This is a genomic window from Lysobacter sp. Root690 (assembly GCF_001427785.1).
Taxonomy (GTDB): domain Bacteria; phylum Pseudomonadota; class Gammaproteobacteria; order Xanthomonadales; family Xanthomonadaceae; genus Lysobacter.
The window spans coordinates 227,176-234,060 of record NZ_LMHM01000012.1 but is presented as its reverse complement, the minus strand read 5'-3'; the positions used below and the strand labels follow the sequence as shown (position 1 = coordinate 234,060).

General features: G+C 66.9%; 4 protein-coding genes. 2 read left to right on the top strand and 2 right to left on the bottom strand.

Going from position 1 to position 6,885, the window contains the following annotated elements:
- Positions 1-279 precede the first annotated feature (279 nt).
- On the top strand, positions 280-1,383 hold the full coding sequence (locus ASD86_RS08860) for a PA0069 family radical SAM protein (RefSeq protein WP_056109553.1): 1,104 nt from the start codon (positions 280-282) through the stop codon (positions 1,381-1,383).
- 87 nt (positions 1,384-1,470) lie between these two features.
- On the opposite strand, the gene ASD86_RS08855 is transcribed toward ASD86_RS08860, so the two are convergent.
- Entirely contained in the window at positions 1,471-3,321 is a 1,851-nt protein-coding gene (locus tag ASD86_RS08855; RefSeq protein ID WP_157476359.1) for a hypothetical protein, read from the bottom strand.
- 540 nt (positions 3,322-3,861) lie between these two features.
- On the bottom strand, positions 3,862-5,472 hold the full coding sequence (locus ASD86_RS08850; RefSeq protein ID WP_056109546.1) for an MFS transporter: 1,611 nt from the start codon (positions 5,470-5,472) through the stop codon (positions 3,862-3,864).
- 201 nt (positions 5,473-5,673) lie between these two features.
- Here ASD86_RS08850 and ASD86_RS08845 point away from each other — a divergent pair, with 201 nt between their 5' ends.
- Positions 5,674-6,576 carry a LysR family transcriptional regulator gene (locus tag ASD86_RS08845; RefSeq protein WP_056109544.1) on the top strand — a complete coding sequence of 301 codons (903 nt, stop codon included), beginning with the start codon at positions 5,674-5,676 and terminating at the stop codon, positions 6,574-6,576.
- The last annotated feature ends 309 nt before the right edge of the window (positions 6,577-6,885 follow it).

The following is a 6,885-nucleotide window of genomic DNA, read 5'->3' as shown; positions in this document are numbered from 1 at the left end:
CGCGGGAATGACGGACATGGGGAGAATCAGCGTTGAAGGCCGGGGCAGTGGAGATCCACGACAGTGGGTACGCAGTCGACAGTGGCGGCATAGGGATGCACCATTCAACGAAGAGCTGACGATCAGGTCGCCTGACCACTCTGCGCAGGCTTTCAGCTGAGCAGGCTGCTAATCGGTCCACGCGCTCATACTTATCCACATCCACCCATCCATCCACCCATCCGCATCGCCCCACCCCGCGTCGCACCCGCTGCGACACCCCCGCTCTACCCTGCCCCCATGGATTCGGCTCGCAAAACCCAGGTCTCGCTCCAGCCCACCGCGTTCAAGGGCCGCGGCTCGGCGTCCTACGTGCCGGGGCGTTATGCCGTTACCACCGCGCACGGCGAGGACGACGGCTGGGGTTCGGTGTACGTCGACGACGGCACCGACACGCGGCCGGAAACCCGGGTCACCGAAGAAACCGCGCGCAGCATCATCAGCCGCAACGATTCGCCCGATATCGCCTTCGGCCAGTCGGTCAATCCCTATCGTGGTTGCGAGCACGGCTGCGTGTATTGCTTCGCCCGGCCCTCGCATGCCTATCTGGAATTGTCGCCAGGGCTGGACTTCGAAACCCGCTTGTTCGCCAAGGTCAACGCCGCCGAGCGACTGCAGAACGAACTCGCGCGCCCGGGCTATCGCTGCGCGCCGATCGCGCTGGGCATCAACACCGATTCCTATCAGCCGATCGAGCGCCGCTTCCGCATCACCCGCGGAGTGATGGAGGTGCTCGACGCCTGCTCGCACCCTTTCAGCCTGATCACCAAGAACGCGTCGATCGTGCGCGACGTCGAGCTGCTCGCATCGATGGCGAAGCGCGGGCTGGTGTCGGTGTATTTCTCGGTCACCACCCTCGACAACCAGCTGTCGGCGAAAATGGAACCGCGCGCCTCGGCGCCGCACTCGCGGCTCAAGGCGATGCGGACCCTGGCCGAAGCCGGCGTGCCGGTCGGGGTGATGGTCGCGCCGACGATTCCGATGATCAACGACGGCGAACTCGAACACATCCTCGCCGCGGCGTACGAAGCCGGCGCGCGTGCGGCGGGTTATGTGGTGCTGCGCCTGCCGCACGAACTCAAGCAGGTCTGGCGCGAGTGGCTGCAACTGCACTACCCCGATCGCGCCGCGCACGTGATGAGCCTGATCCAGCAGATGAGCGGCGGCAAGGATTACGACAGCCGTTTTGGCCAGCGCATGCGCGGCGAAGGGCCGTTCGCGCAATTGATCGCGCAGCGTTTCCAGAAAGCCTGGCGCCGGCATGGCTTCGGTCGACTGCCGGCGCTGGACACCAGCCGTTTCGTCGCGCCGCGCAAGCCGACGCCGCAGCTGGAACTGTTCTGACGATTCAAGCGGTCGCCGCGTGCTAGCGACATCCTCGTCCGCGGCGTTCGCGGTGACGTCGATTCGGCAAGCACGAGCTAGTCCGAGCTAGTCCGAAATCGTCCCGCCGTCGGCAGGCGTTACCGATCGCTCGCCACCGATGCCGACCTTGTCCGGCGCGCAGCGTTGCGCGTGGCCGAGCCGCTCGGTCAGTCGTCGCGCCCAGGGACTCGGCGCACCGTCGCCGCCGATGTGTTGCGCGAGCCGGGCCGGCAAATAATCGTGGTGTTCAAGCTCGGACAGCGCAACGCGCGTACTCGCCGCGCAATCGCTGTCTGGCCCCAGGTGGCGTTCGCAATACGCCGACTGCTCGCGCAGCAAGCTCAGCGCTTGCTCCTTGCGGCACGAGCTCAACGCGTAGGAGGCGCGATACAACAACGCCTTGCTGGTCACCGAATGCATGGTCGGCCGGATGTGGTCGCCGCGCTCGATATGCGCGATCACATCGGCGAACAAGGCATCGGCCTGGGCATCGCGCCGGCGCCGAACCAGCAACTGGGCCAGGGCGAAATCGCTGACCAGCCGGATGTTGGCGTGAGGCGGAAAATACTTGCGGTTCTCGATCTGGCCGTCGATCAGCAGCCGCTCGGCGTGCTGCTGCGCGGCCTCGCCCGGTTGTTCGGCGAACGCCAGGGCCAGCTTGGTTTTCTCCAACGGCATCGGGATATCGGTTTCCTTGCCGGTGCGGATCAGCTCTTCGAGCATGTCCACGCCTTGCTTGAACGACTTGTTGTCGCTGCCGTCGCCGCTGAAGACCAGTTTGATCGCCAGGTTGTACTTCGCGCGCAGGCTGCGCTCGTGGGTAGGCCCGAGGGTCGTTTCCAGCAACGCCTTCGCCGCGTGCGCCTTGGCGACCGCCTCGCGGCCATGCCCGAGCACGGCGTCGTTCTGCGATTCCTGACGCAGCAGTTCGGCGTATTCGGGATGCCGCTCGCCGTAGGTCGCGACGATGATCGCGCGTGCCCGTGTCGCCGACCGCACCGCGGCGGACAGATCGCCGCACAGGTACTGGACTTCGGACGCGAGCACCCAGGCGCGGCCGGTCTCCGGGTGCTGTTCGCCGAAGGCGCGGCGGCGATAGGCCAGCAGCCGCTCGGCCTGCGCTCTGGCCTGCAAGTCCATGTCGTTTTTCAGCAGCGCATGCACCAGTTGGAAACGCGCGGCGTCGGCGAGCAGCGGATTGCCGCGTTCGGTCATTGCGATAGCCTGCTCCAGATCGCGCTCGGCGGCCCGAAGCTGATACTCGCGAGTGCGCCATTCGCCGCGCAAGGTCAGCAGTTCGGCGACCGAGTCGCGCGCCGCCGGACCCAGCGATCGCGCGTCGGCCAGGGCCGATTCCAGCATCGCCATCGCGCCATCGTCGTCGGCCAGTCCCCATTTGGCGCGCGCCAGTTCGGTCTGCAGCGCCAGTCGGCGCATGCGGGTGACGTCGTCGCGCGCGTTCTGCAACGGCCGCAAGGCCTGGCTGGCGAGCACTTCGGCGCGGTCGTAGCGCGCCTGCAGATTGAGCAGCGACGCCGACGCGGCGTCGACGCCGGGATCGCTGGCGCCATGTTCGCGCAACAGCCGCTCGGCCTCGTCGATCAAGGCTTGCGCATGCGGGTAGTCGCCGATCACCGTGTAGCCGCGCGCGAGCACGGCCAGGCCGCGCGCGCGCAGCGCCGGTTGATCGTGCGGGCACAGACGGCGCAACGCGGCCTCGGTCGCGATCAGGTTCGGGCGCGACGCGAATGGCAAGCGGCCCAGCCCGGAGGTCGAGGCGATGCCCAGGCGCGATTCGAACAAGCGGTCCAGCGCCGCGCTGGCGCGCGCGGTTTCCTGTGCGCGCTGTTCGCGCCAGCGTGCGTAGCCCCATACCGTGGCGAGCGCGAGGATCAGCAAGGCCAGCGCGATCACCATCGTTCGCCATCGGCGCGGCGATCGCGGCGCGACGCCGTCGTCGCGGGCGGAATCGCTCGCGTCGGGCTCAGCGCGCGCGTTGCGCACAAACATCATGCCGGTCGCCTAATGCGCGGGCTTCGATAAGCGGATCGCTGATCCGACTGTGGTCGAATGGAGCGCGATCGACCCGAGCGCGATCGGACCAACCGCGATCGAACCAGCATGGATCGATCGAACCATCGTGGAACGAACATGCGCGCGAGCGCACGAGGTGCTTTTTAACATGCATACAGAAGAACTCAATTTGGCACGCATGCCTTGAACGGCTTTTTTTATGCTGGATTCTCGCGACGAAAACGGCAACCACGACTAAAGAATAGGACGCACGCGGACATCGCGAGTGCCGATGCCTGTTGTCGTAGGTATCGAGGTGAAAGCGGATTGGAGGACACTGCGGCGACGGCGCTGCATCGCGATGCGGCACGCTTTCTCATCGCTTCAAGCATGTGTTCGTTATCGATGCGTTGGCGGAAATCGCGCGAATGCGCGATCGACCCATCACCCCACGCAATCGCGAGCGAATACGGTTTCGTCCGTTACCGTGTCGCGATCGCCGCTATCGCTGGCGTCGTCGCGGGCCGCCGCCATCGCCGGCTCATGCGCCGAGGCATTGCCGAGCAACGCGAACACCAGCGCGGCAATCGCCGTGGTCGCCGCGGCCAGGCCGTACATCAACCACGCGAAGGCCTGGTCGTAGCCGCGGATGAGTTCGGCCGGATCGAGTCGCGGCAGCAAGCCGTGAGCGCGCAGTGCATCGCCGGTGGCCAAACGCTGTGCGGCTTGTGCCAGCACCGCGCCATCGACCGTCGCCGTGGCGCCCAGGCGCAATTGCAGCAGACCGGCCAGGGCGGCCGCCACGACCGCGATCGCGATGCCCTCGCCCGATACCCGACTGGCGCCGAACACGCCGGCGGCCATGCCGGCGCGTTCCTTCGGCACCACGCTGATCGCCAGGCCGTCCATCAGCCCCCACGGCACCGCCGAGCCCGCGCCGATCAACAGCATCGGCGCGACCAAGCCGGCGACCGACCCGTCCGCCGCCAGCAGACCCATCCACACCAGACCGGCCGCGGCCAGCAACAAGCCGATCGCGCACAGGCGTCCGGCGGCGATGCGATGGCTCAGCACCGCGGCGATGAAGGGCACGACCAGCATCGGCGCGGACAAGGCGATCATCATCAGGCCGGCGTCGAGCGCGCTGAGCCCGTGGATGCCGATCAGCCGCACCGGCAACACGATGATCAGCGCCAGATAGCAGAAGCCGGTGCCGATCGGCAGCAACTGCGCGCCGACGAAGCGCGGGTACTTGAGCAGGCTCAGGTCGAGCATCGGCCGCGCCGCGCGGGTTTCCACCCGCACGAACAGCGCCAGCATCGCGGCCGAGCCGAGCAGGGCGGCGAGCACCCACGGATCGCTCCAGCCGCGTTCGGGCGCTTCGAGCACGCCGATGGTCAGCAATGCCAGCATCGCGGTCGAGCTGAGGCTGCCGGGCAGATCCAGCCGCGCCGCATCGGGGTCGCGCGACTCGCGCATGCGCGGCACGCCGAACACGGTCGCCAGCACCGCGATCGCCAGGCTCGACAGGAACACCGCGCGCCAGCCCTGGGTCTGGACCAGCCAGCCGGCCAGGCTGGGGCCGAACGCCAGCCCCAGTCCGAACGCGGTGCCGAGCAGGCTGAACGCGCGGATTCGTGCCGGACCGTGGAATTCCTGCGACAACGCGGCATTGCCGCCGGCCAACGCCAGCGCCGCGGCGACGCCTTGCAGCACCCGCAGCGCATTTAGAGTGAGCAGGTTCGGTGCCATCGCGAGCAGCAGCGACACCACCGCGTAGGCGACGATGCCGATCGAGAACACCCGCTTGCGGCCGTAGGTGTCGGCCAGGGTGCCGGCCGCCATCAGGCAGCTGCCGAAGGCCAGCATGAAGGCGTTGGTCATCCAATTGAGCGCGATCGGGCTGCCGCCGAGTTCGGCGGCGATGGCCGGGATCGCGACCGGCGGCGCGGTGAAACTCAGCGGCAGCACCAGGCCCGCCAGGCACACGGCGCCGAGAATCAGGAAACGGTCGTAGCGGCCGGGCAGGGCGGCCGCGGGAAGCGGAGAGGGCATGGGAAGGTCGCGTCGGGGGCTGGCAACCAGGGTAGTCGCGCCGCAATCGACGAAAAACACCGGCTTGGGCCGGTCTTTGTGGAATGATTGGCTTTAATCGGGATTCGAGATTGGGGATTCGGGATTCGCAAAAGCCCAGAGCCAAGCCGGCCCGAACCGCCCTATCAATCCCGAATCCCCAATCTCGAATCCCGGCCTTCCATGGACAAACTAGCCAGCCTGCAAGCCTTCATCCGCACCGCCGAGACCCGCAGTTTCGTCGCGGCCGGGCGCCTGATCGGGGTGTCGTCCTCGGCGGTCGGCAAGAGCGTAGCCAAGCTGGAACAGCAGCTCGGCGTGCGCCTGCTCCAGCGCAACACCCGCAACGTGCGCCTGACCGAGGAAGGCCGCCAGTTCTACGAGCGCTGCCGGCCCTTGCTCGACGAGCTGGCCGACGCCGAGGCGATGCTGACCCACGCCATGCAGGCGCCGCGCGGCCGTCTGCGGGTCAGCCTGCCGAACGCGGGTTATCGCTTCCTGCTGCCGGTGCTCGGCGAATTCCGCCGGCGCTATCCCGAGGTCGAGCTGGACCTGGATTTCAACGATCAGCTGGTCGACGTGATCGAAGGTGGCTTCGACCTGGTGATCCGCAGCGGCGACATGCCCGACTCGCGTCTGCGCGCGCGCCGGCTGGGACCGTTCTGTTTCATGCTGGTCGCATCGCCCGAGTACCTCGCGCGGCGCGGCGAACCGCGCGCGCCGGCCGATCTGGAAGTCCACGACTGCATCCATTTCCGCTTCGCCAACAGCGGCAAGGTGCAGGAATGGTCGCTGCGCCTGGAACCGGGCGAAACGCCGCCGCACCTGCCGGCCTCGCTAGTGTGCAACAACAGCGAAGCCGCCGTGCTGGCGGCGCTGCACGGCTGGGGCATCGTGTATTCGGTGGATTTCCTGGTCCGCGATTACCTGGCCTCGGGCCAGTTGCGCCGGGTGTTGCCGGGGTTCGAGACTCAGCGAGGGCAGTTCTGGGCGCTATGGCCGGCGCACCGGCACGTGTCGCCGAAGCTGCGGGTGTTCGTGGATTTTCTGGATGAGCATTTGTTTGTGCAGGGGGCGGTGAATTGAGGACGAAGGTCTTCGGCGTTGACTCGTCGTGCTTATCAACAGTGGGCATGAACTTGATCATCAACTTGTCGATTTGCCCGCGTCCCTTCCACCCGTCATTCCCGCGAACGCGGGAACCCAGCGACTTTCGTGCGAAAGAATTTGAAGTCGAGTCGGTGTGATGTATGCCGGTTCCTTCAGCGAGGCCTCAAAACACACAGCCATCGAAAGTACGCAAAAGTCGCTGGATGTTCGGCTTCGCCGAAGAAAAGCGGAGCCCGCGTTCGCGGGAATGACGGTTGGGAGAGGCGAGGGCAGGTGAGGAAGCGA

What these genes read in the sequence shown, in the direction of transcription:
- ASD86_RS08860 (WP_056109553.1), top strand. Translation starts at nt 280, where the DNA reads ATGGATTCGGCTCGCAAAACCCAGGTCTCGCTCCAGCCCACCGCGTTC.
- ASD86_RS08855 (WP_157476359.1), bottom strand. Translation starts at nt 3,321, where the DNA reads ATGGTGATCGCGCTGGCCTTGCTGATCCTCGCGCTCGCCACGGTATGG.
- ASD86_RS08850 (WP_056109546.1), bottom strand. Translation starts at nt 5,472, where the DNA reads ATGCCCTCTCCGCTTCCCGCGGCCGCCCTGCCCGGCCGCTACGACCGT.
- ASD86_RS08845 (WP_056109544.1), top strand. Translation starts at nt 5,674, where the DNA reads ATGGACAAACTAGCCAGCCTGCAAGCCTTCATCCGCACCGCCGAGACC.